This window comes from Clostridium malenominatum, assembly GCF_039521365.1.
GTDB lineage: Bacteria > Bacillota > Clostridia > Clostridiales > Clostridiaceae > Clostridium_AW > Clostridium_AW malenominatum.
This window is the reverse complement of sequence record NZ_BAAACF010000001.1, coordinates 663,890-690,878: the sequence shown is the minus strand read 5'-3', so window position 1 is coordinate 690,878 and position 26,989 is coordinate 663,890. Positions and strand designations below refer to the sequence as shown.

Here is a 26,989-nt window from a genome sequence, read left to right as displayed (position 1 = left end):
TACAAAAGCGCGCTATTGTTTAATAAAATAAAAAAACTCCGCCCTATAAAAATAGGGCGAAGTATATTCGCGGTACCACCTAAATTATGTCAAAAGACATATCTCTAATCCAGATACTAACATATCCTGACCCTTTTAACGGTGGGTTTCCGGTAAATACTACTCTCTTAAAAAGATTTCGGTTTACTTCTACAAGGTCCATTCATTAAAATTTATATTATGGAGATTACACCGTCCTCCACTCTCTGAAAATAATCATTTTTAATTACTCTTCCTTGTCAACGAGTTTAAATATGTTAAATTTATTTTTAAGTTTACCACTTTATTTCTAAATTTTCAAGTGCTTTTTTACTTAACCACATTTTTTCCTGCTATCTTACCGTAAACTATAGTATCAGGAAGTGCATTTCCTCCTAATCTATTTCCACCATGTATTCCTCCAGTTACCTCTCCTGCTGCATATAAGCCTTGAATAACTTCTCCTGATTTATTTAAAACTTGAGTTTTTTCATTAATTTTTAATCCACCCATAGTATGGTGAACTGCTGGATGTCTTAAAGTTGCATAGTATGGTGCCTTATTTATTTTATTTTTCCATAATGCACGATTAAAGGAATCTTTTTTGTTATCTACAGCCTTATTAAACTCATCAATGGTTCCCTGCAATATTTTTTCATCAACTTTAATTTTTTCTGCTAATTCTTTTATTGAGTCAGCCTTTATAACTATTCCTCTTTCTATTAATTCATCTACCTTGTCACCTAGTTCATTCTTTTCTTTTACTATTTGAGAATCATTTATCATATAATATTGTCCATCTTTTTGCTTCATGATTGCTTCACATAATTTATCTCTTCTATTATCTTCATTTATAAATCTCTTACCTTCTTTATTTATAAATATAGAGTTCTCTACATTTATAGTTGGTCCAGTAAGTTCTATAGCCATTGGAAGTAGTTGAATATATTCCATTCCAACTAAATCAGCTCCTGCCTTTTCACCCATAATTATGCCATCTCCAGTTGCTCCTGGATGGTTAGTAGTTGGCTTGTCTGCTGTTAGACTTGGAACATATTTTGTTCTCATCTCTACATTTGCAGCAAATCCACCAGTAGCAATAACTATGCCTTTTTTACCTCTAAATTCAAGTGGATTCTTATCTTTATCCTCACCTTTAACCCCTACTACTCTACCATCTTCAATTATAAGTTCTGTAGCTTTTGTATTAAGTAATAACTCAACTCCTAATTTGTCTCCTGCCTCTTTTAATGTGTTCATATATCCTGTTCCTGCTGGGTCTGAAGCTTGATGAGTTCTTGTCCATAATGAACCTACAACTGAGCCTATTTTTTCATTAAACTTCATGCCATAAGATTGTAGCCACTTCTTTCCATTAAGTGATTCCTCAACAAGTATTTTAACTAATTTTTCGTCCCCTTTTTTATCTCCACCTTCATAGGTTTGTTTGAAATGCTTTTCAATTGAGTCCTCAATACCTTGTTTCTTTTGAGTTTCAACATCTACTGCATTATATGCTCCACCAGATCTAATTGTATTTCCACCTATCATAGGCATTTTTTCTATTACAATTACCTTTGCTCCCTCTTCAGCAGCAGCAACTGCAGCTGACATTCCTGCTCCACCAGCTCCAATAACTATTACGTCAGCTTCTTTTTTTACCAACTCCCTTTTAGTTGAATCAGCGCTACCAGAAGCTTTTTTTAGTTCTTCAATATTACCTCCTGCACTCTTTAATGCAAGAGTTATAGCCTCTATAACACCCTCACTTGTAACTGTTGCACCTGAAATAGTATCTACTGCTAAATTTTGTTTCTCTATTATATACTTCGGTATATCGTTTAGGGCTGGATCACTAAGTCCTTTAGTTTCTTTATGTTCTAGTATTTTAATATCTTTTATCTTTTCTGAGTCTACTTCTACCTCTAACTTAATATTTCCATTATGTCCTTTTGCTTCAGCGGTATATTTTCCCGCTTTAAATTTTGCTTTATCCCCTGAAGTATTTTTGCTTCCACTACAACCTGTTAGTGAAAACATGAAAATTAAAGCCATAACCATCCCAAGTTTTCTAAACTTTTTCATTTAATACATCCCCTTCAAAGTTTGTTATATTTTACACAATCATTATACAACCACCTTACAATATATGTCAAGTATCGAGGGCTACAATTTAAATATCACTATAATAGTTGAGATTAAAGAGGTAATTCAACTCTATAAAAAACAAGCTATAGATTATTTTTATCCATAGCTTGTTTTTTTATTAACATTATTCAAATAAATGTATAAGATTATTAAATAACTCTTTCTCTTCTTTTATTCTTTCTTCATTTCCCAGAACACAAATATTTTTTTCTTCCATACATGCTTTAACCATGGGAGCTAAATTTTTTATATCCTCTATATCTGTATGCAGTATTTCTTCTCTTTCTCTTTGCATGTCTTCATGTGTGATTCCACTAAAATAATTTGCTGCTGCTTTTTCACCCTTCATGGAAGGAGTTAGTGGTGAATCTATATCGCTTATTGTTCCAATAATATATTTTGTCATTCCTCTTTTATCTTCAGTAAAGTTTTCTATATAGCTTACGGATTCATCATAAACTTTTAATGTATTTGATAGATGCGGATCTCTGTAGGATACAAAATACATATTTCCATTTCTATTAAATCCTCCAAAACAACCATATGCTCCACCCTTAACCCTTACTTTATTCCAAAGATAATCGAAACTTATAATTGTTTTAAGCACTTGCATTGTTCCAGAGTAACAATATCCTACTTTTTTAAAATTGTATCCTTTTGCATTATATTGTACTTTACCCGAAGTCATCATTCCTTCATTTTCAGCCTTTAATTTAAAATCATAGGAACATTTATCAAAAGCGTTATCTCCTAAAGCTTTTATTAAATTAGGCATCACCTTCTTAAACTCTTCATAATCCTCTTCTTCTAAGGTAACACTCACTGTAAGGTTACTTTTATTAAATATTATCTGGGATACTTTAACTAAATTAAGCTCTATTTCTTTTTTCTTATTTTCAAAATTCTTTTCCAGCTCTACTATGAAATGATATAAATTTATGCCCGATACCCTCTCCGAATATGCTGCCGAAGATGAAAAATAAGAAGCTACCCTTCCAGCTGCTACCATATGTCCTCTATCAAAAATAGTCATTTCCATTCTTGATTTTAACTCAGATATTATTTCTTTTATTCTTGCATAATCATCAAATTTGCTATTTGCAACTTGCTCACTTATCAATTCAAATAGCTTTGACAGCTTAGATATTAATGACTTAGCTTTAACTTTAAACATAGGTTTAAATCCATCAATTTCATTGTTATCAGAATAAACAGTTGATGAATAGTATATTCCACCTGTGTTTATGTTTACTTCCTTAGATAGTTCTTCATAGTCTAGGTTTTCACTACTTACCTTACCTAATATTCCACTTAAGAGCCCTATATATGGAATTAGCTCCTGGGGCACATTACAAGTGTTAAAATATAAATTTACATAGGCTATTTTATTGGTAAATATGTTATGTTTTAATACTTTTATACCTTCTTCTTCTAAAACTTCAATAGGGAGCTTTTCAGCAGTTCTACTTATATCTTCTATTGATAATAGAGGAATTTTTTCTATGTCCTCTTGAGAATCAGGAGTATTTTGTCTTTTTATTAATTCTTCTGTTTCATGGATTATTTTCTGAAGTTCTTCTTTATTTAGGCTTTCTTTATACTTTTTCAACTCTTCTTTTATATTTTTTTCCTTCTCATCTGCTAATCCTTTTTTAGGTTTAACTACTAAAAGAGAACTGTGTTTACTATTTAATAAGTAATCTTTTATAAGATTTTCGAAATATCCCTTCTCAGCTTTTTCCTTTATACTGTTTAGTTGAGGCTCGTAGTTTAAATGCATTAATGGATCTTCATCATATAGCCAGCTATCCATACACTTTATACCATATATAAGTCCCTTAGGATAACCACCATAATCTGCTTCTCTTAATGAAAATTCTTTTACATTTAAAGAGGATTCTATTAATTTTTTATCTATACCTTTAGTGGCTAATTCCTCTAAAGTATTAAATACTAATTTTTTAAACTCTTCTTTTTTATTTTCATTTGAATTCTTTACTATTACACTTAAAGCAGGTTGCAGCATACTATTATCAAAGTTTCCGAATACATCTTTTCCTATGCCACTTTGAAGTAAAGCTTTTTTAAGTGGAGCTGCGGGGGTTTCAAGTAATAAGTGTTCTAATATTTCAAAGGATAAATAAAGCTCCCTATCCGTAGCTTTTCCCACAGCGAAGTTTAGACTTAAAAAAGTTTTATCCTCTTCCCCTTCATTTTGTGAAACTGGATATTCTACTACTCTTTCAAGGATATCATTAAATGGTTTTTGAAGTCTAATTGAAGAATCTATATTTATTTTCTCAAAATCCTTTAAGTAATTATCGTTAATAAAATTTAACTCTTCTAAAGTTTCTCCGTCTCCATATAAAAATATATAACTATTAGATGGATGATAATATCTTTTATGGAAGCCTATAAAGTCTTCATAGGTTAGCTCAGGTATATGGTCTGGATCCCCTCCAGATTCTACTCCATATGTATTGTCTGGAAATAGAGATTCTTGTATTTTTCTCATTAAAACTGATTCCGGCGAAGAGAAAGCTCCTTTCATTTCGTTATAAACTACACCCTTATAAGCTATTTCTCCCTTTAAATCCTCTAATTCGTGATGCCATCCTTCCTGCATAAATATTTGTGGATGTTTATATATATTAGGATAAAGTACTGCATCTAAATATACATCCATCAAATTATAAAAGTCCTTTTTATTTTTGCTTGCCACAGGATACATAGTTTTATCTGCAAAGGTCATAGCGTTTAAAAAAGTATTTAAAGAACCCTTTATTAATTCTACAAAAGGTTCCTTTGAAGGAAATTTTCTAGAACCGCATAAAACTGAGTGTTCCAATATATGCGCAACTCCTGTACTATCATGGGGTGGAGTCCTAAAGCTTATGGAAAAAACTTTGTTATCCTCATCATTTTCTAGCTTTAATAATTTAGCTCCTGTCCCTTCATGTTGAAAAATAAGAGCTAGAGAATTAATTTCCTCAACTCTTTCTTTTTTCAATAGCTTAAACCCACTATAAATATTGTTAATTTCAAAATTCATTTCTTTTCCTCCTATAAATTCGTTAACATTAATAATTAATCCCTCATAAACTATATTATAGGCAATTAATGCACAAAAAAATATTAATTTTATATAAATTTATTTTTTATTGTATTTATTGAACTTGCTTAAATAACAAAATAACTTATTGACTAATTATGTTATTTCTGTTATTATTTTATTAATATAAGTCGAATATTGTATTAAGGAGGATTTTTTTAATGAAATCAACAGGTATAGTGAGAAAAGTCGATGAACTCGGAAGAATAGTTATTCCTATAGAATTAAGAAGAACTTTAGATATTGAGATAAAAGATTCCTTAGAAATTTTTGTCGATGGTGAGCAAATAATACTAAAGAAATATAACCCTTCTTGCATTTTCTGTGGAGATGCAAAGGATATCATACACTATAAGGGAAAAATAGTTTGCCAAAACTGTTTAAAAGAATTAAAAGAAGATAAATAATATAAAAGAGCTTGCAAAATTTGCAAGCTTTTTATTATTATTGTTATAATAATAGTTGAGGTGAATTACTTTGAAAGATAAAATTAAAGTTAAAATATCAAATAATGCTTACAACGAGCTAATTAATCTATTTAACTACGATAAAAATTATAATTGTATAAAATTTATATATAACCAAGGGTGTTGCAAAGAACCTAAGGTTTCTCTTATTCTCCATAAAGAAGAGGATGAAGGTTTATTAGATAAAGTAGGGGATGTGAAAATCCTTTATGATAAAGAACTTATAGAAAAGATTAAGGAAATTCAGCTTATTTATACCAAAAAAGGCTTTATGGTAAAAACAACCTCCCTGGAAAATAAAAAGGACTGTGGAGGCTGTAATAGTGGAGGTTGTGGGGGCTGCGGCAAGAGCTGCCATCACTAAATAGAAGGCATGTAGATTTTCTACATGCTTTTAATTGGCTCTATTTCCTTATTATCTTTTTGAAAAAATACTAACAATGATGAACCTATAATTAAAACATATCCCACTAAACTATATATATCTGGCATTTCTCTCCATATAAAAAACGCAATAATTTGAGAGAATATTATATTTGTGTAATTATATATAGACACCTCTGAAGCTTTAGCATATTTATAAGATATAGTCAAAGAAAACTGAGCTATAGAGGCAAATATTCCCGATCCCATTAACATAATTAGTTGATTTAATTTCAAAGGTACATAATTAAAGGGCATTAATACAATGGCAATTAAAGTAGAAATAAAAGAAAAATAAAATACAATAACTTCAGTGCCTTCCTTATCTCCTAAATATCTCACTACAGTATAAGCTCCTCCCGCAAAAGCCGCGGAAGATACACCAATAAGTGCTGGTATAATAGTCATATCAAATTTAGGCTTCACAACAAATAATATACCTACAAATGCAAAAATTAGAGCTGAAATTTGTGTTTTAGATAGGTTTTCTTTTAAAAACCATACTGCAAAAATTACAGTGAAAAACGGATGCACTTTATTTAACATGGACGAATCTGCTAAAAGCATATTATCAATGCAGTAAAAATAAGTTATCATCCCTGCTGTTCCCAGCATTCCTCTTAATACAAGATACTTTCTATTTTCTTTTTTGCCCCATAATGTTTCTTTATTCTTACACAGTACGATAACTGATACTATTAAGCTTACAAAATTTCTAAAAAAAGTTTTCTCCACTGTTGGTATGTCACCAGACATTTTTACTAGAGCAGCCATAAAGGCAAAACACAAGGATGACAATATCATGTATAATATGGCCTTGCTCTTATTATTTAGTTCACTCAATTTTGTCCTCCTAAATAATTAATATACTATAAGTATATGTCTGAAAACTCAATATTGACTTTATCTAAGTCCGTTAAAGCTATAAAATTATTACATTCATTATCACAATCCTTAATTGGCAATTTTATTATAAACTCACTGCCTTTTCCGTATTCACTATTTACACATACTTCACCATTATGAATTTCTGCCAAGGCTTTTACCAGGGGTAACCCCATTCCACTCCCCTCGTTATTTCTATTTAAAGTTCTATCCGTTTGCTCAAAGGTTTCAAATATGGTAGCTATTTTTTCTGGATGAATTCCAATTCCCGTATCCTTTACTGATATATATATATAGTCATTTTCATCTTTTATCTTAACAAATACTTGTCCACCTTTTTTTGTAAACTTTAATGCATTAGAAAGAAGATTTAAAATTATTTTTTCTATCTTATTTCTATCGCAGGCTAAGTATCTCTCTTCTACATTTGTATCAAAAATTAATTCTATTCCCTTAGCCTTTGCATATTCAACAGAATACATAGTTATATTTTCAATTATACTTACTATATTAGCATTCTCAATATTCAACTCATAGCATCCGGAGTCTATGCTAGAAATATCTATAGTGTTGTCTGCTATTCTTAGTAATCTATAGCAATTTTTTTTCATTATATTAAAATATGTTTTAAGCAATGCTGCGTTATTGTTGTCCGAATCATCTAGAACTAAATTACACATTTGTAATGCAGTATGTATTACGTTAATAGGTGTTTTTAGCTCATGAGATATATTTAATATCAATTCTTTTTTTAACCTTTGGTATTCTAAATCACCATTTTTACAATTTACCATTTTTCCCTCCAAATTAAAACATCTATTTCTTATAGCTTTATGATTTTACATTAATTAACATTTAATTCATATTTTTTTGTAGTTTAATCACCAGCAAGAAATATTATATCAAAAAAATCCCATCTTGTATCGAACGAACATCCCATAATTATCTACAAAAAAACATATAAATGGACTTTTTTATGTTTTATTTTGTAGATATTTTTACATAAAAAGTAATATTGTCCCCCTTAGACTCTGCCCATATTTCTCCTCCATGTAAAACAATAATACTTTTTGAAATTGCTAGTCCTAAACCACTACCTCCAGTACTTTCAGCTCTAGATTTTTCCACTCTATAAAATCTATCAAAAATTTTATTTAAGTCCTCTTCTTTTATGCTATCACCTTTATTGCATATACTAAACAAAGCATAATTATTGGTTTTTTCTAAAGCTATCTTTATCTGACCTGGTTTATGACTATATCTTATAGCATTTGCTATTAGATTTTCAAACACTCTAACTAGCTTATCTCCATCTGCACTTACCATTATATTTTCGCTAGTAATATCCTTAATAGTATTTATATTATTTTCTTCAAACACAGGAACGAACTCCTCTATCAATTGCTCAACGAGTTCATTTAAAGCAATGTCCCTTAAATTCAGTTTTATACCTTCATTGGTTAACTTTGTATACTCAAATAGTTCTTCAATTAATAGCTTTAACTTTTCAGATTTATTGTAAGCAATATTTATATACTCCGACCTTTCCTCAGAGCTACTATATTTATTATCCTTTATTAAATTTAAATATCCTAGTATAGAAGTCAGCGGAGTTCTTAAATCATGAGATACATTGGTTATAAGTTCACTTTTTGTTTTTTCTACTGCTCTTTCCTTCTCAATTTTGCTTCTTAACTCTCCCGACATAAAATTAATATTTTGCGCTAAATTTGCTAACTCGTCTTCCCCTTTTTCTTCTATTCTAAAATTCAATTGTCCCTTAGCTATATACATAACACCTAAAGCAATTTCCTGTATATAACTTACTTTTCTTCCCGCTATGAAATAAAAAACTAATATAAAAAAAATCACTGAGAGTAACAATGCAAAAAATGATTTTTCATTATTATAACTCTCTACCCTTATATCTCCCCTAGGAGTTCCTTTTAGCACTATATAAGCCCTACCATCTGAAAAACCAATAGGATAAAAGGTTATAAATTCCCCCATATTAGAGTCGTATACTCTGCTTTCGTCATAATTATTTTTTAAATTCATTGAATTTCTTATCACCGCATGCATATCTAAGTGAGTTTCTTCAGCATTACTTGTCTTATATAAAACCTTTCCCTCTTCATCTACTAATAATAATTTATTTGAATTATTACCGTAATTATCTATAACCCTTTGTATTTCGTCCTTATTTAACATACTTATATTACTGTCGTTTAATTTCTCTCCAATATTTAAAACTGAACTGGACATTTCCCTTATGCTACTACTATAATTTATAGTAGAATAAGTTCTTGTCCTTGCGAAATAAGAATTAGTAATAGTAAAAAAGATAAAAGATAAAAATAGGCATACACCAAATAAAACTATTAGTTCCCACCTAATATTTTTATTAACTTTGCTCTTTAAATTATAGTATACTTTAAGCAATCTTCTTATAATTCCTCTAAAGGGCATAGTAAAAAATCTCCATAGTCCACCAAATAAACCCCTAAAAATTCTTTTTAAAAACATAGTTCACCTCATCTATAAGCTTTCAACTTTATATCCTACTCCCCAAACAGTTTTTATATATTTAGGTTTTCTTGAGTCTTCCTCAATCTTTTCCCTAAGCTTCCTTATATGCACCATTACAGTGTTATCTGATTTAAAAAACTCCTCCTTCCAAACTCTTTCATATATCTTTTCTATGCTAAAAACAATTCCCTTGTTCCTAGCTAAAAGCTCTAATATGGAAAATTCTATAGGAGTAAGCTTAACCTCTCTATCTCCTACTTTTACTTCATGGGTTGAAGTGTTTATTAAAAGTTCATCTATTTCAATTATATTTTCATCTTGTACCACTAATTTATTAGTAAATTTTTTATATCTTCTTAATTGAGACTTTATCCTTGCTATAAGTTCTAATGGATTGAAAGGCTTTGTAACATAATCATCCGCTCCTGAGGTAAGACCTAATATCTTATCCATATCCTCAGTTTTTGCCGATAACATAATGATGGGCATGCTTTTTTCTTCTCTAATTTTCATACAAGCTTCCATTCCATCCATTCTAGGCATCATTATGTCTAAAACAATTAAATCCACTTCTTCCTTTTGTAGATAATCTAATGCCTCTAATCCATTCATGCACTTTAAAACTTTATAACCTTCATTTTCTAAATATATTCCAATAAGGTCTCTTATTTCCTTTTCATCATCAACTATTAATATGGTTTCTCTTGTCATAGTCTAACTCCTCCTTCTATAACAATTATACCTTATATTATCATATATTAATTATTATAAAGCTACATATATTCTTAAGAATTTCTGAAAATCAATATACTAAAGTGCATAAAAATTATTTTGCCATTCCATAAAAATTATGCATCTTTATTAATTTCCTACTCATTTATAGAACATAAAAGTGCTAATTAAGTTGTCATAAATTTTGCTAATTTTACTTATAAAATACATTTTATAAGGAGGTATAAACCTAATGAAAAACACTAATAAATGTATGGATGTTGTAGAAAAAGACACCGCTATAATTTCAAAGGCATCTCGCGCACCCTATTTCCCCTTAGTTATAAAAAACGGTAGAGGCTCTATAATAGAAGATATGGATGGAAATAAGTATATTGATATGTTTAGCAGTTCGGCAGTTTTAAATACATGTCATTCCCACCCTAAGATTGTTGAAGCAATTAAAAAGCAAGTAGATAATTATATACATTTCTCTACAGACTATATGTATGCTGAACCACAGGTACGACTTGGGGAAATGCTTACAAAAATAACTCCTGGGGATTTTAAGAAAAAAGTATGTTTCGGATTATCTGGTTCTGATGGAAATGATGGTGCCATAAAACTAGCAAGGTCATATACAGGAAGATCAAAAATCATTTCCTTTATAGGTGCATATCATGGCTCTACTTATGGCGCAATTTCTTTGAGTGCTATTAGCTTAAATATGAGAAGAAAAATTGGGCCTTTGCTACCAGAAATTTATCACATGCCCTATGCAGATTGTTATCGCTGTGCTTTCGGAAAAAGTAAAGAAAGCTGTTCTTTAGAATGCCTTGAATACATAAAAATGGCTTTTAGAAACTATATACCACCAGAGGAAGTTGCTGGAATTATAATTGAGCCTATGGCAGGAGATATTGGATTTGCTGTACCTCCTAAAAAATATATGGAAGAGTTATATTGTCTGTGTAAAAATAATGGCATATTGTTTATAGTTGATGAAGTACAACAAGGTTTTGGCCGCACAGGAAAATGGTTTTCTATTGAACATTTTTCAATTATACCTGATGTAATAATTATGGGAAAATCTATTGCTTCTGGATTACCTCTTAGTGCCATTATAGCTAGGGAAGAAATAATAGACGCCTTAGAAATGCCAGCTCATCTATTTACTGTTCAAGGCAACTCTACTTGTGCACAAGCGGCTATTGCAACAATAGAAGTTATAGAAAATGAACATTTAATAGAAAATTCTATGGTAATGGGTGAGTATATTAAAGAACGATTTAAAAGGATAAAGAAAAGACATGAATTAATAGGAGATATTAGGGGGGAAGGGTTATCCATTGGAGTAGAATTAGTAAAAGATAGGATAACAAAAGAAAAGGATACTGAAGCAGCTATTAAAATTTGTTATAGATGCTGGGAAAAAGGAGTAATTTTAATATTCCTTGCTGAAAACATTCTTAGAGTACAGCCACCTCTAGTAATCACTAAAGAAGAAGCTTCCACAGCTTTAGATATTATAGAAGAAACTATAGAAGAGTATGTTGAAGGTAAAATTTCTGATGAGGCTCTAAATGTAGTAAAAGGTTGGTAGTAAACTGCTAGGTTTTTAACCCTATGTCTGCAAAAGCTCCTACAGGAATGAGATTATTACCTGTAGGAGCTTTTAATATCATATTATTATTTCTTCAACGCTGCACTCTTTCCAGCAATTTTGCCAAATACAGTTATGTCTGCTAAAGCATTACCACCTAAACGATTGCTACCGTGGATACCACCTGTAACCTCGCCTGCTGCATATAATCCTGGTATTGCCTTTCCGTTTTTATCTAATACTTGTGCACTTTCATTAATTTCTACTCCACCCATTGTATGATGAACTGTTGGCACACGAGCACCTGCATAGAAAGGAGCAGTATCAATTTTATCTGCAAATAGTGTTCTTCCAAAGACATCTTTTCCACCCTTTTCTACAGCCTTATTAAACTCATTTACTGCTTTAACAAGGTTATCAGCATTTACACCAATTTGCTTTGCTAAATCTTCTAATGTATCAGCTTTATAAGCTCTTCCCTGCTTAACAAGCTCGTCTATAGATTCGTTGAAGTTATTTTTTTTATCTCCTGTTGGATAGGAATGCTTATCTAAAATTACCCACATAGAGGCATCCTTTTGTTCCATTAGAGCTTTTGTCATAACGTCTCTACGTGCACCTTCATCTACAAAACGATTGCCATCTTTATTTACAAAAATACGGTTTTCTACACCCTGCTCAATGTTTCCACTAAGGCTTCCTGTTTTAGGATCACCCATTGGAAGTAATTGAATGTGTTCCATTCCTATAAGGTTAGCTCCAACTTTTTCTGCAATAACCAATCCATCCCCTGTTGCACCTGGATGATTAGTAGTTTTAATATTAGTAAGTGCAGGCCAGTTTTTATTATACTTATCTCTCATCTCAACATTTGCACCAAAACCACCTGCTGCTATAACTACCCCATTGTTAGCTTTAACAATTACTTCTCCATCGATCCCTTTAGCTTTTACTCCTACTACTTTATCTCCATCTACTATAAGTTCTGTTGCTTCAGTATCTAAAAGTATTTGAACATCTTTATGTTCATCAATATATTTAACATATGTATCTATAAATCCTGTTCCTAATGGTGTAGAAGGTTTATGAGCTCTTGGCCATAGTCCTCCTAAAACGGTGAATACATCATCATTAAATTTCATACCAAGTCCTTCAAGCCATTGAAGAGCCGGATATGCATTTTCCGCAAAAACTTTAATAAGTTCAGGCTTACCTAACTTGTCTCCACCTTCATAAGTTTGAGTTATGTGTTTCTCTACAGAGTCTTTTATTCCCTGTGCTTCCTGTCTTTTAGGGTCTACTGCATTGTATGCCCCACCGGATAATATTGTATTTCCTCCAAGTCGTGGCATTTTTTCAAGAAGGATTACCTTTGCACCATTTTGATTTGCAGATACAGCTGCTGCAAGACCTGCACCACCACCACCGATAACTACAACGTCAGTGCTATATTCCTTTACTTCACCTTTACCTTTAGAACCTTCTTCCTTTTTAACGCTAAGTGCATTGATGTCTCCACCCGCTAACTTAATCCCTTCAGTAACTGCTGCAATTATAGCCTTACTTGTTACTGTTGCCCCTGATATGGCATCAACTGCTAAGGTTTGTCCATCAATTATCGCCTTAGGAATTCTTTCAATTGCTGGGTCTGATATCCCTGGACTTTCTTTATGTTCGAGAACCTTTATGCTTTTAATACTGCTATCATCAACAGTTACTTCAACCTTTATATCACCATTATGTGCAGCTGCTGATGCTTTGTAAGTACCTGCTTTAAATTTTGCTGACTTATTGCCTGTAGATTTACTTCCACAGCCAAATGCAGATATAGCTAATACAAAACACAATAAAATATAAGCAATCCTCTTAAATTTCGTTAATTTTTTCACTTTTTATAGCCTCCTATTATACATATTATCTTATTAATATTTTACAACTTGATAATGTTTTCATATATGGTTTTTGGCGCCAACTATAACCCATAACATATTCGATGAACCAATTCACCGAATGAATTCATTATACTAATTTTGTTAACATTTTGTCAATATACTTTTGGCATTTTATTACCACTAATTTATTAACAAGTATAGTAACTTATCCTTTTATATGATTTACTTGAAATATTTTTTTTGCTATACTCTATATGAATTAAAGAAAATGGGAGCGATTTCATGTGTAACAATAAATTAAACAAGAGACAAGTTCAAGCACAAATGACTAAAGAAAAAATATATCTTACTGCTTTAAGATTAATAGAAAAAAACGGATTTGAAAATATTACTGTAGAAGAAATATGTAAAACAGCTAGTGTATCTATCGGTTCTTTTTATAACTGCTTTAAATCAAAGAATGACATTCTTAATGAAATATATAGAGTAGCAGATGACTATTTTTTAGATACTGTAGCTAGTGATTTAAAGAAAGGCAATATGGAGGATAAAATAGCTAAATTCTTCAGCTATTATGCACAATACAATCTCTCTAGAGGCATTACCTTCATGAGACATTTATATAATTCTAAAAATAAATTGTTCATCACTAAAGGAAGACATATGCAAAATGTATTAGAAAATGTCATTGAAGAAGGGCAAGCATCAGGAGAAATATCTAATCACATGTCCCCTAGGGGAATTGTAGAGTACTTATTTATTGCTGCTAGAGGATTAGTTTATGATTGGTGCCTACATAATGGAGAATACGACCTTGTAGAACATATGTATGAATATATGAAACCTTTGATTAAAATATTTATCGTAACTATATAGAAGATATACATTCGCTATACTTTACATGAAAAGACAAGCGCTTTTACCCATCGCTTGTCTTTAGAAGTTTTGGTGCAGATAAGCTTATAGCAATTGCCCCTAAAGGTGCTGTTATTAAAATCGATAAAACTGCCACTGCGAGTATTACATCCCCAGATGCTACTCCAAAGGATAAGGGTATTGCCCCCATTGCCGCCTGTACTGTAGCTTTAGGAATGTATGCAATAATACAAAATAATCTTTCTTTCCAATTTAATTCTGTGCCTATCACTGATAAAATAACCCCTATACTTCTTCCTAAAAGGCCAATTAATATAACTCCAATTCCTACTTTCCCAGCTTCTAGAGCTACCTTTACATCTACTTGTGCACCTACAAGTACAAAGAGTAATATTTCTGCAAAAACCCAAATCTTATTTAACTTAAGGGCTAATCTTTTTCCCACATGAGGCATCTTTTCAAGTATAATGAATCCAATAGTCATTACGCCTAAAAGTCCTGCTATTTCCACCTTATTTTTTAATAGGCTCTCTAAAGCTGTAAGCAATATAGATGACCCTATAATTAACAACACTTTTTTAGTATCCCTTATATGATAATTTTTGAAAATCCATACAAGACTTATCCCTATAATAATTCCTGATAAAATTCCTAACAAAACTGAAATTGGAATTCCTATAATCTGCACACCTATATTGATATGTTTACCACTATACAACCCTAAAAAAGTACTAAACATTGTTATTGCAAACACATCATCAATGGAGGCACCTGCTAGTATTAGAGTTGGTATACCTTTATCTTTACCTATTCCCTTTTCTATGAAATTAATCATTTGTGGTACTACTACCGCTGGGGATACTGCTGCAATAATAAACCCTAATATTCCCCCTTGAATAAAAGAAAACCCTAGGAATTTTGTTGAAGCAAAAGCAATAAACAGTCCTTCTATTAATCCTGGAATAAAACTCATTTTAAGTGCTGTTTTCCCAACCCTTTTTAAATCTTCTCTACTTATTCCAAAACCCGCTCTAAGTAGTATTATTATTAAAGCAATTTTACGAAAATCTCCAGAAACTCTCATTATATCTGAGCTAAGTAAATTAAATCCATAGGGTCCTATGAGAATCCCTAAAAGAAGCATCCCTAAGAGACCAGGTAGTTTTAATTTTGTAAAAATAGTATTTGCAACTAATCCTAATAATGTAATAATCGCTAAGCTTGTAGCCATGATATTATCTCCTTTTAATCCTTTTATAATACAAAAAACCCCTACAGGAATAAAACTATTACCTGTAGGAGTCATTAGCATCATAGCAGTTAAGGTGAACTCCATCACCTGTTTAAATTTCACATGTCATATAATATCATATATTAATTGTTTTTTCAATACATTGTTCCATTAAGAGATATTATTTAAAACTCTTTAGAATTCTAATATAGTGATTTGCTTCTCTAACTACATGATCCCCAAGTAGCGGGTATATAGTTGATTTAATTTTGCACTGTATAAGTCCTTCCGTTCCCTGTACCTTAAAATTTCTGATATCAATGGTATTTTTAAGACTCTTTTCAGTTACTACTGGCAATAGATTAGGATTATTAGATAAGTTTTTAGCCTCTGCGGTGAGTTCATCAAACCTTCTTCCAAAATCATTTGCAGTATTAAATAATTCCACCTCAGTAGGGTCTAATAAACCACGAATAAATTTAGAATGTTCAGCCATAATTCTGTTCCAAAAGACTTCTTGGAAGGTAGTCTCTAGTGCTAAGTTTAACTCTTCTCTATTCTGTAATTTTCTAAGTAATCTTAAATATAATTTAGCCTCTCTAAGAATATGATCTATGAGCAGTGGATAGTTATTGGTGAAAGTTCTACATGCTAAAACATCTTGGAGAACTCTTTTCTTAAACATTGCTATTTGCTCAGTAGCCATAATTGCCCTATTATTTAAATTTTCTACCCTTCTTATCATATCTGCCGTAATTTGCTTTTCTTGGCTTTTTACTAAAGCTAGTTCCATTTTCGTTATGTTAGAATCAATTGAAATACCTGAATAGAACTGAGTTTCCTTCTCTGCTTCTAGTGTCAAATCTGTTACCAATTCTCCTGAGTTTGCAACTTCTGGGCTAATAATCCCCTCTGACATTCTTATGGTATCAATCAACAATTGACTAAATATGTTCTTTAATCTATGTGCTTGAGCCACCAATGGATGATCTTTTGTAACAAACCCAGCTTGTAAAAAAATAGAGTGCTCTTTTGCTATTCTCATAAAAAACAGGTTTAGCTCTAAGGATTGTCTAACAAATTCATTGTTTGATAACATTACAACCTCTTTTAAACTTAATTACGTTTTATAATATGCTAAACAGATTGAACTTAGTACCATTCCCAAACATTACTTAGCTATTTTCCATATTTATATATACTTTTTCCTATAATTTTGATTTATAATCTTTACAAAAATTCAATTGAAATCTATTAAATTGTATTATATAATATCTTACATGTAATTAAATAGTTTAATCAATATTATGAGGGAGTAATTAGCACAGTATACTGTGTTGCATAGTCAACATATTGGCTTTAAGCCTGGCTTGCATTGAATAGTGAGACTCATGTATAACATTTTTTTGTTATACATGGGTCTTTTTTATTTTTCCCCATAATTTAAAAATAAAATTATATTTACGAGGAGGAAATTTAATTGAATTTACTAACTATCTTACTAATTGCCTTTGGCTTATCTATGGATGCCTTTGCTGTATCTGTAACAAGTGGTGTAACTCTACGACAGGTTAAGATCAAAGATGCATTAAAAATAGCTACCTTCTTTGGATTATTTCAAGGAATTATGCCTTTGATTGGGTGGCTAGCAGGCATAAAATTTCAAAACTACATAACAAAAATAGATCACTGGATCGCTTTTTTATTTCTTGGTTTTATAGGTGGCAAAATGATTTATGAAGCTATACAATCCAAGGATGATACATGTGAAAATGTTAACTTATGCAATAAAACATTACTAATGCTGTCCATAGCAACAAGCATAGATGCATTAGCAGTAGGAATAAGTTTTGCTTTTTTAAATGTTTCAATCATAGAATCAGTTATAATAATAGCAGCTGTTACCTTTATTCTATGTTTTATTGGAGTATTCCTTGGTAAAAGCTGCGGGGGCCTACTTCAAAAAAATGCAGAAGTATTTGGAGGGATAGTTCTTATATTCATAGGAATTAAAATTTTCGCAGATCATACTAATTTCATATCTGCTATAAAATTATTTAATTAGGTTAATATATTTGACATATAGAAATTTTTATTTTAATATTTTTATGTTATAAAATTCGAAGCAAAAATTTTAGAAGGAGTTACGTTAGATGAATTTATCAAAAAATACTTTTGAATATAAAAAAACAAATGATTGTTCCATTCAGGCTGATGTTTATAAAGCAAAAATAGAAAATTCACCTGTAATAATATTTATACATGGTGGCGGACTTATTTGGGGTTCAAGGAAAGATATAATCCCTGAACAAGTGAAGCTTTACAATGATGCAGGCTTTACTGTTGTTTCTATAGACTATAGATTGGCTCCTGAAACAAAATTAGAATCTATAATTGAAGATATAAAAGATGCTGTTAAGTGGGTTAAGTATGAAGGTCCAACACTTTTTCAAATTAATCCAAGTAAAATTGCAGTGGTAGGTAGTTCTGCAGGTGGGTTTTTATCTTTAATCACTGGAACCTTTAAAGAAAAACCTAATGCAATAGTGTCTTTTTACGGTTACGCAAATATCCTTGGAGATTGGACTTTAAAACCTAATGAGTTTTATTGCAATACTAAACCAATTATATCAAAGCATGAAGCTTACAGCATTGTTGGAAACAAACCAATAAGCGAAAGCAAATTAGATAGATTTTTATTCTATCTATATTGTAGACAAAAAGGAAACTGGATAAGAGAAATTAGCGGCCTTGATACTATTTTCGGTAAAAACAAGTTACTCTCTCTTTCCCCAATAAACAATATATCTAATGATTATCCTACTACTCTTTTAATCCATGGAGACAAAGATACAGATGTTCCTTATGAAGAATCAGTAGGAATGTATAATGAACTTCGTAATAATGGAGTTGAATGTGAGCTGCTTACTATCAAAGATGCTGATCATACTTTTGATTACAATATGAATAATCCCGCGGCAGTAGATAGTATTAAAACCGTTATTAACTTTTTAAATAGAGTAATATAATCTATTTTTTCTTGAAAATTTTTATTGATGAAATGTTAGAATAAATAAAGAACAGATATTGAAGAAATTCTCTTAAGTAATTTCTTCAATATCTGTTCTTTATTATTTTTAATTTATTTTCTAATTAAATGCGACTAAATCTATAAGCCGAGTTCTGTATTTCAAATTGATGGGAATTTTCCATATTAAAGTATATTTTATTATATCATTTTATTTTATAAAATGTAGCAAAATCAATACTTACAGGTTTTATAGTGTTTTATGGTAACTTACTGTATTTTACCGCTCGGTGGAAGTTGGGTGGAAGGTTTGAATTTATAAAGGTGGTAAAAATTAAACTTTACCACCTTTATTTTTCTGTTTTAAGTAAACCTAAATTAGTTTCAAGTAAATTTACGTTTATTATAAGCTACTATTATTTATTTATAAGAAAATCTAAAAATTTATCAATTATCATATATATAATAATTTAATTACTTTCAAATAATCAAGCATTTGTTTTAAGTAAAAGCTCATTTATTTTAAGTAACTGTAAAACATTGTAAATTATATACCTATATATATATTATATTACAAGTTTGTAAAGTAACATAGAACTAATGGAAGGTCAAGCTATTGCCCAGAAGTATTCCTCTAGGGTTTATCCAAATTCGCTAAACAATTAATTTAGCGAAGTCTTGCATGCCCTCTAAGGCTTGTAATACTTCCGCTAAATTTCCCTTATTTAGCGAAGTAGACTAGCGGTAAGGCTTTTAAGAAGTGACCCAAGAGTTGCACTCCTGCGGGTACCCTAACAAAGGACTAGTTAAAACCGTGAAGCTCTTGGGAGAAAAAAGGATCGGAACTAAAGGATAGACTATTTGCTCCTTAGAGCTACTAGGTAGGAACCTGTACTTTTTAGGGTCCAGGGAATAGTGCCCAATGTTTTATATATTATAGGTACAGTGTATATGACAATAACAGCATTAACACTATACTTTTCTTATAATAATGCAGGTGTTAGAACAACTACAATATCTGTATCTATATTTATAGGAGCGAGACCCTCTTAAAATTTATTTATTTTTTACCTAGTTTGCTTTTTACTGTCGGACTAGCTTTCTTTTGCTTCTCCCCTAGAGGAATACCTCATAGCAACTAAAAGCTTGTACAACATTTCCTCTTTGGTATAGAAGAAAAGTAATGCTACCTGATAGGAATACCCTCTCTGTAGCATTTGTTTTTTTTCGTTATATTATTTTGCCCTTGGACTAGCTTTTTTCTACTCACTAGAGGAATACTAAGGCTTTAGAGTAGAGATAGGCTTGCACAAGGCTTGCTTGTGGCAGTGAGGAAGATTGTCCAAAGCTACAACCTATCAATTATTTCTAATGTTAATCTCTACACTATAATGATTACTACATAATTTAGTTGAATTGTGACGTAAAAAATACCGCAAATCCATTTCTGAATAATGCGGTATTTTAAAAATTTACTTTTTCTCTCTTTCAAAAATTATCTGATATGAATAAGCAGATGTCACACCAATTTTTTCATTTGGCGGAATTACAACTTGTAGTAAACGCCAACCATTAGAAGCTTCTTTTATAATTACATCTTGACACTCTTTAAAGCTATCGCCTATTTTTGTTGAAAGCTTTCTTCCAATCGGAACTTCTATAAATTTATATTCATACATGCAATATTCCTCCCTAAATTCATACTATATAAATAATTTTACCTCTTAACATCGTATATTACCTAATATTACCATGAATGTAAAGATGTTTTTATATTTTCTTATTTATACCGCATTATTCAATTTTCAAAGAACACTTCTGTCGCATTTTTTTCATAAAGTGACTAAACTGCAGTTTTATAATTAACTAATTTCCCACAAGGAACTTTCATATATCTAGTTATCTAAAGCCTACCTCATAATACCCATCTGCTCCACATGCTCCAACACCATAACCTTTTTCAATAAGAATTCTTTCCACTAAGTCTACATTATTCTATATCATGCTAGGATTAAATCTAAGTAAATATTCTGTCCTATGATAATGTGCATGTTAAAAAACTGCATCATTTATATTTATTGTAGCGGTACCTTTTTTGAATTTGTTTATTTTTAATCCTTGAGCTAGCTTTTTTCTACTTCCTAGAGGAATGCAAGGGCTTTAGAGTAGAGATAAACTTGTACAAGGATACCTTTTGGTGCTTACCTAAAATGAGGCTTTGGTGTTTATTTTGGAATTATGTGTTGGGGAACTTTTTATTTGGATAATTTATAGCCTGGTTTTAGGTATTATAATTAAAGCTTTGGACTAGTTTCCTGACTGCTGCTCCATAGGGAGGCTTGCTTGTTGCAGTGAGGAAGTTTGTCCAAAGCTACAGTATTAATTATTTTTAATTTATGCTTCTATTTGCTGCGGTGCAATATAATTATTAATACTTAATAGCTAGTTATTGTGTATCCAATGAATATATTAGAGATTCATCTTATAGATATGAAATAACCTGAGTATTAGAATTTTATATGTTAGAAACATTCCACGGATTGTGGCCAGAAGATAATATTTTGTCTATATAATATTTTAGAAAGCTAACTTTGTTTTTCAAAGTTAGCTTTCTTTATATTTAACATTCTATGATAGAGTTGAAAAACTAGAATACTTTAATGGCGAGTATTCTAGAAGGAACAATGAGAAAAAGAATTGGAAATATAATGATTTGAAAATCTTGATGTAAGTAAAAAATAGTATCAAATAAGCAAGTAATACATATATTGATAATGTAGTAATAATTAAAATGAGGAGCGTTTTTAGCTATGAAAAAAAAGAGTATTACCCATCTATTCAAAACTAATATAGGAGGACTAATTCCTATAGGGAAACGACTTACTTCAAAAGACATTTTTGATATAGTGGAACAGCTAGGAGGATTTTACGAAGGCTATAGTAGAAAAGAGAATGAGCGAAGAGTGCGAAGCGCAATAAATAACGCCGTTAACTACGGAAGGCTTGCAATTTTAAAAGGAGCAAAGGGATTTTATGTTTTTTATTAAAATAGCAATTAGAAGTCTGCAAAAATAGCAAGTACGGGGGATTTCCCCCTTCCTTATCTCTAGATTAAAGTAACTATTATAATTAGGAGGATAGTATAGTTATGGGAAAATTTAAATTAAGCATGAATATAGCACTAGATATAATTATGGACTCTGAGACAGGCGATGTAGAGGTTATTGGATGTGCATCAAAAATAAGTAATACAGAAAAAGTTGTTGTCAATCAATGGCAAAGACATATATTAACAGCTGGGGAATCAAAGTATGGATATATTAAAGTAAGCTCCAAGAGTACTATAGGCCGTTTACTCCCTCTCGGAGAAGCTATTAAAGTAAAATTTATTAAAAATGATGCCATAGATGAGAGGCTGCTAAATTCTCACAAAAGCATCAAAGGTCGTTTGGATGGGTGTACAAAACCGTTTGCAGTCAATGGAATTTATTCAGATACGGAATTATTAATGAAATATCTTGTAGAAGATAAAATATTAGAAGTTAAGATAGATAACTAAATTAAATAGTCTTACAATTATGTCTCAACCTTCTAAAAGTGTAAATTAAGGGGAGTTTGAGTGACTTCCCTTAAAAATTAATATATTATCGATACTATTTTAAAACATAGCCTATTGTTTACATAATTTAATCTTATAGTGTGGGGAATGTTTATATAATATTAAAATCTATAAATTACTTGATTGATTTGCGTTCATGCATAAAATTTAATATTCTTTCTTGCCAATTTATATTATTAATCCAAAATTCCATGCCTTTCTTTTTATTATTATAATATAATACATTAGCATTATAAAAAATTGCTACTAGCTGACTGGCAGTTTGCGCTACACCTGAATCTTTATTTATATTATCATATATATATTTTCCTATACCTTCTTTCTCTGTTCCATCTTGAAGTTTACTAACACTATTTGCCAGAGACACTTTTCCGCTTTTCTCAATATATGATAATATTTTATTGATTTCGCTATTAGAAAAAACATATTTATATTCCTTTCCACTTTTAAATTCTTTTAAAACAACAATTTTTTGACCGTCATAAGACCATAAAAAAGTCTTTTCTTCTGCCAAAGTATTGCTTTCTATCCAATTAATACACACGTTAATCTACCTCTTTCTAACTTATTATATATCAATAATAACATACATTCTCAGAACATATAACGACTCATCATTCAGTTTTTAACTTTGTTTTAGTTATTATTTCGGCAAATCTTATAAATCAACCAAAACGTAGTAGGGCTTAATAAAGCCTACTGCATTTTTAATTTCCACCCATATACCTATTTAAAAATCCTCCCCCACCACCCCATCCACCAATAATCCACTGTCCCTCTAAAACCTCTTAACCGCTACCAAAGTCCCCTCTCCAAAATAACCATCCACTCCACAAGCTCCAACACTATAACCTTTCTCCATAAGCTTTCTTTGCACTAGCTCCACATTTTTATCCTTCACACTAGGATTAAATCTAATTAAATATCCAGGATAACTTGTCCCATTACTAACTTCTCCCGTAATCGCACTATCCCCTAAGTCTTTCCTCAACCTCTCCAAAGGAAAACTCTCTCCAGGACAACTAGTAGCATTAAGCTCACCATGTCCATATATTTTATCAATACCATATTTATTACAAAGGTAGCGGGACAGTTTCACCAAAGCCCCATACTGTACTTCCTCTACCTTCTCCCTTTCAAAATCTCCTTCTAAATAAACTCCTATAGAAATGGCATTATAATTAATACAATGATCACCAAGAGCCTTTTCATTTCGCCCCACATAAACCCTTCCATCTTTTCTAATAAAATAATGGTACCCACACCCGGACCACCCATTATTTAAATGCCATCTATGAATATCCTCTATACTACAAGCAACCGCTGCTGCATGGTGAGCTATGATCATCCTAGGCTTATTTCCATAAGTAAGCCCTTGAAACTTTAAATCTGAATTAATAATATTCACGTTCCATCTCTCCCCCCTATGTAGTTTTTTAATATATAGCAAAGGCTCCCACCAAAGTGAGAGCCTTCTGATATTAAGAAAGTATATTTTTATACTTTCTTCCTTATTTAAACCAATATAAAGGATTGTAAAATTATATGTCATTTGAATAAGCAATTGGTATTCTTCTTTTGCAGCATAAAAGGTTCGCTCGGAAATTTTTATGTTTGAACGCAGTGAGTTTAAAAATTTTAGAACCTAGAAATGTTGCAAAAGTTTAGAATGCCTTGTGAAATGAAATAGTCTATAATTTTACAACCTTTATTTTCCCTTACGCTTTATATACTTCTGTAACAGTTTTCCCAACAATGTTTGCTGAATCCTTTGAAACTAAAACATTCTTAAGCTCAAAAGCTTCCTGATTAGCTATTATAGCATCCATAAGAGTTTCAATTTCTACAGAAGTTAAGTCATCTTTAATATCCGTTAAAGACATTGAAAACTTCTTAAGCTCTGAATCTACAAACTTCATAACTAATGTATTTTCCATAAATTACACCCTCCTTCTTAACCTATTAAATAGTTTTTATTGATTCTTCTAACAGTATCTATTGGGTACTTAAGTACTGCTTCAATAGTTCTAGCTACTGCATACAAAGTATCATCTGAAGCCTCTGAATCAATTTTAGAAATAAATTTAGTCTTAAATACCTGCTTACCATCATCATTTTCTCCAAGGTCTATCACCAAAACTAAATCAGAATCATACCTACTGGTTGCTACTGCCATTTATACCCCCCCTTTTTGTTAATCTCACCTATATATATGCTTTTACAGGGAAACTGAAAAATAGTTTTTAAATTAAATGTGATACAATATCAGTTGGGGTGATGATTGTGGATAAAATCAATTTAGGAAGTAAAATAAAACAACATAGAAATAAGTGTGGACTTACTCAAAAACAACTAGCTAAGAAATTGAATCTATCTCTCCAATCCATAGTGAAATATGAGCGTGGAGATAGAGAACCTAGTTTTGCAAATTTAAATAGCTTGTCCAAGGCATTTGGTATAGAATTATCAGAGCTTTTATCACAAGATAATGATAAAATTTCTTTACCTTTACCTGAATATAAGTTAAGTGACGTTAATGAAGTTGAAGAGTTTTTCAAGTCAGTATTATCAAATTGTCCTCTTGAAGATTTTAAATACCTAACTAAAAAGAATATTGAGGATATGATAACTACTTTTACTCAGATTTATAAAATGAATGTTTATGAAGGCTTTTTAAAAAAATAAGGACTAAAATTAAATCTCAAAAACTAAAAAAGAGCGGCTTCCCTCCTCAAGGTCGCCTCTCTCTTTCACGGTGTTCCATAGCAGATAGCAGCATAATTATTTGCTCTAGCCTTTTATCAAGCCTTACCAATAAATACACACTAACTGCTACTGGGAATCCTACGTTGCTAATAAGCTTGACTAATTCGTCATACATAGCTTCACCACCTATTCAATTGTTATAATTAAGAATGAACAATTGACAATTTAGGTTGAAACTCCTTTGAATTTCCTCAATCATTGCTAATTATTAACTGTAAATTTTTCATTGATTTATATGCTTACAAAGTATCTTCTGCAGCTTTTTAACCGCCTTGCTCTTCAAATACCTAACGTTGTTATAAGTTTTATTAGTGGTAGCGGCTATTTCATCTAAGCTCTTTTCCTTTATATAAAAACTATTTATTGTATCTCTTTCCTCTGGTGATAATTTATCTAATGCACTATATAACTCCTCTGTCTTTTCAAAAGCTAGAATTTCATCTTCCAAGGTAAACCTATAGCCTCTCTTATCCTCAGTAAATTCATCTGGTATCTCCCTGTGGTGCTTTATCTGACCCTTCAGTAGAGCCTTATAGTTTAACTGAATAGCTTTAATACAATAAGGTGTAAAGCCCTCACTTTCTCCCTTAAACATATTAATAGCCTTAATAACAGAAAGGTATCCATGCTGCACTAAGTCCTCATAGTCGTAACACTTTATTATGTACTTTGATGATTCTTTTAATATTAATGCCATGAAGGAATTTATTATCTCCCCTAAAGCCCTTTTATCTCCTTCCTTAACCTTATAAAGAAGCTCTTCCATTACCCAAGCACCACCTTTATCCCTTTACCATTATTATACAAGGGTTACATTGTCTTTGCGGTTAAGTTGACAAAATATCAAAAGAGCCACACTCCTTTAGTCATAGCAATATGGTTAAATGATAGATGCTTTAATATATAACCATGTGGTAAATGGTGGTATAATATATATATCAATTGTTTAGTAGTAAGAATTATTTATACTTTAAAGAGGAGGTGTATTTATGAAATGTCCGTATTGTGGTGAAGAAATGGAACAAGGCGTTATACAAAGCCCACATGAAATCGCGTGGAAAAATAAAAGGTCTTACATTGGTAGAGCAAAATTTCATAAAGGGTCAATTGTTTTATCGAAGTTATCTATGCTCGAAGGTTCAGCAGTGATAGCCAACTGCTGCCGTAAATGCGAAAAGATTATTATAGATTATAAAGATGGTAGTTGTGATATTAACCAAGAAAGATGAGTAATATTCATGTTTGCATTATAGACGTATTAATGAAATATTGTGATTAGGATAGAGGGAGGAAAGTTTTATGGCAAGAACTATAGTAGGCGTAGTTTATATTATTGTAGCAATTTGGGGAGGGATTTTCATATTTAATAATCGAAATAATATTCCTCTTTCTATACATGGATTAAATAAAGAAAACTACGAAGTTATTAATAAGGTAAAGTTAAATAAAATCATGCTTATTCAAGACACATTGTCATGTCTATTGTTTTTATTAGCAGGAGTTTTATGTATAACATATAAGAGGGTATCAGCTGTTGGTTTACCATCTTTTTTTATTTTTATAAATATTATTTTTTCTAAGGTAGCAAAGAAGTATATTAGTATTAAATAGAACAAGTACATTATTATAAATCAGGAGGTATATTATGAATTCATCATTTTTTGGATATGTTTTTTATTAT

Annotated in this window: 27 protein-coding genes, 1 riboswitch and 1 other annotated feature; of the genes, 11 read left to right on the top strand and 16 right to left on the bottom strand. The window is 30.9% G+C overall.

The annotated features are described in order from the left end of the window. Positions 1-49 precede the first annotated feature (49 nt). Positions 50-291, bottom strand: a binding site (T-box leader). Between the two features lie 57 nt (positions 292-348). Then, positions 349-2,103 (bottom strand): flavocytochrome c, encoded by a 1,755-nt coding sequence (locus ABDZ69_RS03435; protein WP_343766603.1) that lies wholly within the window; start codon positions 2,101-2,103, stop codon positions 349-351. Positions 2,104-2,290: 187 nt separating this feature from the next. Then, a complete protein-coding gene (locus ABDZ69_RS03430; protein WP_343766601.1) occupies positions 2,291-5,218 on the bottom strand; it encodes an insulinase family protein in 2,928 nt (975 codons plus the stop codon). Between the two features lie 221 nt (positions 5,219-5,439). Here ABDZ69_RS03430 and ABDZ69_RS03425 point away from each other — a divergent pair, with 221 nt between their 5' ends. Together ABDZ69_RS03425 and ABDZ69_RS03420 are read left to right on the top strand one after the other, a co-directional pair. Next, positions 5,440-5,685, top strand: a complete 246-nt coding sequence (locus ABDZ69_RS03425) for an AbrB/MazE/SpoVT family DNA-binding domain-containing protein (RefSeq protein ID WP_343766598.1) — start codon at positions 5,440-5,442, stop codon at positions 5,683-5,685. Positions 5,686-5,755: 70 nt separating this feature from the next. Continuing rightward, positions 5,756-6,109, top strand: a complete 354-nt coding sequence (locus tag ABDZ69_RS03420; RefSeq protein ID WP_343766596.1) for a hypothetical protein — start codon at positions 5,756-5,758, stop codon at positions 6,107-6,109. 20 nt (positions 6,110-6,129) lie between these two features. On the opposite strand, the gene ABDZ69_RS03415 is transcribed toward ABDZ69_RS03420, so the two are convergent. The 4 genes from ABDZ69_RS03415 to ABDZ69_RS03400 all read right to left on the bottom strand — a co-directional run bounded on the left by ABDZ69_RS03415 (position 6,130) and on the right by ABDZ69_RS03400 (position 10,293). Next, the gene (locus ABDZ69_RS03415; RefSeq protein ID WP_343766594.1) at positions 6,130-7,011 is read right to left on the bottom strand and encodes a DMT family transporter; all 882 of its coding nucleotides are present in this window, start codon (positions 7,009-7,011) and stop codon (positions 6,130-6,132) included. Positions 7,012-7,037: 26 nt separating this feature from the next. Further along, positions 7,038-7,847: a sensor histidine kinase gene (locus ABDZ69_RS03410; protein ID WP_343766592.1), complete on the bottom strand. Its 810-nt coding sequence runs from the start codon at positions 7,845-7,847 to the stop codon at positions 7,038-7,040. A 187-nt stretch (positions 7,848-8,034) separates the two neighbouring features. Beyond that, entirely contained in the window at positions 8,035-9,579 is a 1,545-nt protein-coding gene (locus ABDZ69_RS03405; protein WP_343766590.1) for an ATP-binding protein, read from the bottom strand. 12 nt (positions 9,580-9,591) lie between these two features. Continuing rightward, the gene (locus tag ABDZ69_RS03400) at positions 9,592-10,293 is read right to left on the bottom strand and encodes a response regulator transcription factor (protein WP_343766588.1); all 702 of its coding nucleotides are present in this window, start codon (positions 10,291-10,293) and stop codon (positions 9,592-9,594) included. Positions 10,294-10,546: 253 nt separating this feature from the next. On the opposite strand from ABDZ69_RS03400, the gene ABDZ69_RS03395 reads away from it, so the two are divergent. After that, entirely contained in the window at positions 10,547-11,896 is a 1,350-nt protein-coding gene (locus ABDZ69_RS03395) for an aspartate aminotransferase family protein (protein WP_343766586.1), read from the top strand. Between the two features lie 86 nt (positions 11,897-11,982). Here the strand turns inward: ABDZ69_RS03395 and ABDZ69_RS03390 are convergent, their stop codons facing one another. Then, entirely contained in the window at positions 11,983-13,785 is a 1,803-nt protein-coding gene (locus ABDZ69_RS03390) for a flavocytochrome c (protein WP_343766583.1), read from the bottom strand. A 285-nt stretch (positions 13,786-14,070) separates the two neighbouring features. On the opposite strand from ABDZ69_RS03390, the gene ABDZ69_RS03385 reads away from it, so the two are divergent. Beyond that, on the top strand, positions 14,071-14,664 hold the full coding sequence (locus tag ABDZ69_RS03385) for a TetR/AcrR family transcriptional regulator (RefSeq protein ID WP_343766580.1): 594 nt from the start codon (positions 14,071-14,073) through the stop codon (positions 14,662-14,664). A 43-nt stretch (positions 14,665-14,707) separates the two neighbouring features. On the opposite strand, the gene ABDZ69_RS03380 is transcribed toward ABDZ69_RS03385, so the two are convergent. Together ABDZ69_RS03380 and ABDZ69_RS03375 are read right to left on the bottom strand one after the other, a co-directional pair. Beyond that, positions 14,708-15,895: a cation:proton antiporter domain-containing protein gene (locus ABDZ69_RS03380; RefSeq protein ID WP_343769573.1), complete on the bottom strand. Its 1,188-nt coding sequence runs from the start codon at positions 15,893-15,895 to the stop codon at positions 14,708-14,710. 58 nt (positions 15,896-15,953) lie between these two features. Next, positions 15,954-16,013, bottom strand: a riboswitch (Fluoride riboswitch). Positions 16,014-16,076: 63 nt separating this feature from the next. Beyond that, complete coding sequence (locus ABDZ69_RS03375; RefSeq protein ID WP_343766578.1) at positions 16,077-16,994, bottom strand: DUF2935 domain-containing protein; 918 nt, start codon at positions 16,992-16,994, stop codon at positions 16,077-16,079. Between the two features lie 381 nt (positions 16,995-17,375). Here ABDZ69_RS03375 and ABDZ69_RS03370 point away from each other — a divergent pair, with 381 nt between their 5' ends. Then, positions 17,376-17,960 (top strand): manganese efflux pump MntP, encoded by a 585-nt coding sequence (locus ABDZ69_RS03370; protein ID WP_343766575.1) that lies wholly within the window; start codon positions 17,376-17,378, stop codon positions 17,958-17,960. Between the two features lie 88 nt (positions 17,961-18,048). Continuing rightward, positions 18,049-18,924 carry an alpha/beta hydrolase gene (locus ABDZ69_RS03365; RefSeq protein WP_343766572.1) on the top strand — a complete coding sequence of 292 codons (876 nt, stop codon included), beginning with the start codon at positions 18,049-18,051 and terminating at the stop codon, positions 18,922-18,924. Between the two features lie 1,471 nt (positions 18,925-20,395). On the opposite strand, the gene ABDZ69_RS03360 is transcribed toward ABDZ69_RS03365, so the two are convergent. Further along, positions 20,396-20,602, bottom strand: coding sequence for a DUF4177 domain-containing protein (locus ABDZ69_RS03360; RefSeq protein WP_343766570.1), 207 nt, complete (start codon positions 20,600-20,602; stop codon positions 20,396-20,398). Between the two features lie 1,131 nt (positions 20,603-21,733). Here ABDZ69_RS03360 and ABDZ69_RS03355 point away from each other — a divergent pair. Next, entirely contained in the window at positions 21,734-21,970 is a 237-nt protein-coding gene (locus ABDZ69_RS03355; RefSeq protein ID WP_343766567.1) for a hypothetical protein, read from the top strand. 101 nt (positions 21,971-22,071) lie between these two features. After that, positions 22,072-22,482, top strand: a complete 411-nt coding sequence (locus tag ABDZ69_RS03350) for a hypothetical protein (protein WP_343766565.1) — start codon at positions 22,072-22,074, stop codon at positions 22,480-22,482. 175 nt (positions 22,483-22,657) lie between these two features. On the opposite strand, the gene ABDZ69_RS03345 is transcribed toward ABDZ69_RS03350, so the two are convergent. From ABDZ69_RS03345 to ABDZ69_RS03330, 4 genes are all read right to left on the bottom strand, one after another. Then, positions 22,658-23,056, bottom strand: a complete 399-nt coding sequence (locus tag ABDZ69_RS03345) for a hypothetical protein (protein ID WP_343766563.1) — start codon at positions 23,054-23,056, stop codon at positions 22,658-22,660. Between the two features lie 264 nt (positions 23,057-23,320). Beyond that, the gene (locus ABDZ69_RS03340) at positions 23,321-23,950 is read right to left on the bottom strand and encodes a peptidoglycan recognition protein family protein (protein ID WP_343766561.1); all 630 of its coding nucleotides are present in this window, start codon (positions 23,948-23,950) and stop codon (positions 23,321-23,323) included. A gap of 310 nt (positions 23,951-24,260) precedes the next feature. Beyond that, positions 24,261-24,479: a DUF2922 domain-containing protein gene (locus ABDZ69_RS03335; RefSeq protein WP_343766560.1), complete on the bottom strand. Its 219-nt coding sequence runs from the start codon at positions 24,477-24,479 to the stop codon at positions 24,261-24,263. Between the two features lie 17 nt (positions 24,480-24,496). Continuing rightward, on the bottom strand, positions 24,497-24,718 hold the full coding sequence (locus tag ABDZ69_RS03330; RefSeq protein ID WP_343766558.1) for a DUF1659 domain-containing protein: 222 nt from the start codon (positions 24,716-24,718) through the stop codon (positions 24,497-24,499). Between the two features lie 107 nt (positions 24,719-24,825). On the opposite strand from ABDZ69_RS03330, the gene ABDZ69_RS03325 reads away from it, so the two are divergent. Continuing rightward, positions 24,826-25,227, top strand: a complete 402-nt coding sequence (locus ABDZ69_RS03325) for a helix-turn-helix domain-containing protein (protein WP_343766555.1) — start codon at positions 24,826-24,828, stop codon at positions 25,225-25,227. Between the two features lie 46 nt (positions 25,228-25,273). On the opposite strand, the gene ABDZ69_RS03320 is transcribed toward ABDZ69_RS03325, so the two are convergent. Together ABDZ69_RS03320 and ABDZ69_RS03315 are read right to left on the bottom strand one after the other, a co-directional pair. After that, on the bottom strand, positions 25,274-25,423 hold the full coding sequence (locus ABDZ69_RS03320) for a YvrJ family protein (RefSeq protein ID WP_343766552.1): 150 nt from the start codon (positions 25,421-25,423) through the stop codon (positions 25,274-25,276). 108 nt (positions 25,424-25,531) lie between these two features. Beyond that, positions 25,532-26,074 (bottom strand): RNA polymerase sigma factor, encoded by a 543-nt coding sequence (locus ABDZ69_RS03315; RefSeq protein ID WP_343766549.1) that lies wholly within the window; start codon positions 26,072-26,074, stop codon positions 25,532-25,534. A gap of 223 nt (positions 26,075-26,297) precedes the next feature. Here ABDZ69_RS03315 and ABDZ69_RS03310 point away from each other — a divergent pair, with 223 nt between their 5' ends. Together ABDZ69_RS03310 and ABDZ69_RS03305 are read left to right on the top strand one after the other, a co-directional pair. Beyond that, positions 26,298-26,537, top strand: a complete 240-nt coding sequence (locus tag ABDZ69_RS03310) for a PF20097 family protein (RefSeq protein ID WP_343766547.1) — start codon at positions 26,298-26,300, stop codon at positions 26,535-26,537. 70 nt (positions 26,538-26,607) lie between these two features. Continuing rightward, positions 26,608-26,919 (top strand): hypothetical protein, encoded by a 312-nt coding sequence (locus tag ABDZ69_RS03305; RefSeq protein ID WP_343766544.1) that lies wholly within the window; start codon positions 26,608-26,610, stop codon positions 26,917-26,919. Positions 26,920-26,989 lie beyond the last annotated feature (70 nt).